The sequence below is a fragment of the Rhizobium cauense genome (assembly GCF_019511525.1).
Lineage (GTDB): Bacteria > Pseudomonadota > Alphaproteobacteria > Rhizobiales > Rhizobiaceae > Rhizobium > Rhizobium cauense.
Window position 1 is genome coordinate 1 of sequence record NZ_JAEUAT010000053.1, and the last position, 1,320, is coordinate 1,320.

General features: G+C 56.7%; 1 protein-coding gene. It reads left to right on the plus strand.

The genetic code is table 11. The features are described 5' to 3' along the window. The first annotated feature begins 73 nt into the window (after positions 1 to 73). A protein-coding gene (locus JNB88_RS33070; protein ID WP_220359160.1) for an IS3 family transposase occupies positions 74 to 1,287 on the plus strand; the annotation gives its coding sequence in 2 pieces (ribosomal slippage) (positions 74 to 410 and positions 410 to 1,287; 1,215 coding nt in all). Positions 1,288 to 1,320: the final 33 nt, after the last annotated feature.

The window sequence follows — 1,320 nt, forward strand, 5'->3', positions numbered from 1 at the left end:
TGAACTGCACCCCAATTCGACCGGACACTCAGCATAAGCAGGAAGGCTCAAGCACAGGCTTGAGGATAGGCTTATGTCTAACGAGTTTCGACAGGTTGATCTGATGATCGGTGACGTCAGGCGGCGACGCTGGACAACGGAACGCAAACTGCAGATCATCGAGGAGAGCTATGCCCCGGGGGAGACTGTTTCCTCTGCGGCTCGACGACATGGAGTTGCGCCAAATCTTTTGTATCGCTGGCGTCGGCTCCTGAGCGAGGGAGGTGCGGTGGCTGTGGATTCCGACGAACCAGTGATCGGCAATTCCGAAGTGAAGAAGCTGGAAGATCGAGTGCGCGAGCTTGAGCGCATCCTCGGACGCAAGACGCTTGAGAACGAGATTCTCCGCGAAGCCCTTTCCAAAGCCCAGTCAAAAAAACCGATATCGCGGCCGATCTTGTTGCCGAAGGACGGTTCCCGATGAAGACGGTGGCGCAAGTCCTGGGGGTATCGAGGTCCAATCTTGCTGAACGTCTGAAAGGTAAGTCCAAGCCTCGCGGGCCTTATCTGAAAACCGAGGATGCCGAACTGCTGCCTGCCATTCGCAAGCTGGTGGATGCCAGGCCAACTTATGGCTATCGGCGGATCGCTGCCCTTCTCAACAGGCAGCGGCGAGCCGCCGATCAGCCGGTCGTCAACCGCAAGCGGGTTCATCGCATCATGGCCAACCACGCGATGATCCTTGAGAAACACACCGCCGTGCGCAAGGGCCGCATCCACGACGGCAAAGTCATGGTGATGCGGTCGAACCTTCGTTGGTGCTCGGACGGTCTTGAGTTCACCTGCTGGAATGGTGAGGTGGTTCGTCTCGCTTTCATCATCGACGCGTTTGACCGGGAAATCATCGCCTGGGCAGCCGTGGCCAATGCCGGGATATCCGGTTCTGACATCCGAGACATGATGTTGGAGGCCGTCGAGAAGCGCTTCGGCGCAATCAGCGCTCCGCATGCTATCGAACATCTATCTGATAACGGCAGTGCCTACACTGCAAGGGATACCAGGCTGTTTGCTCAAGCCCTCAATCTGATCCCATGCTTCACGCCGGTTGCGAGCCCACAGTCGAATGGCATGTCGGAGGCGTTCGTCAAAACCCTGAAACGGGACTACATACGCATATCACCCATTCCGGACGCAAGTACAGCACTCCGGAAGATCGACGGATGGATCGAGGATTACAACGAAATCCATCCACATTCAGCGCTGAAGATGGCTTCCCCAAGGGAGTTCATCAACGCTTCATCTCAATAGCTGACCTGTCCGGCGAAACGGGGAGCACTCCAA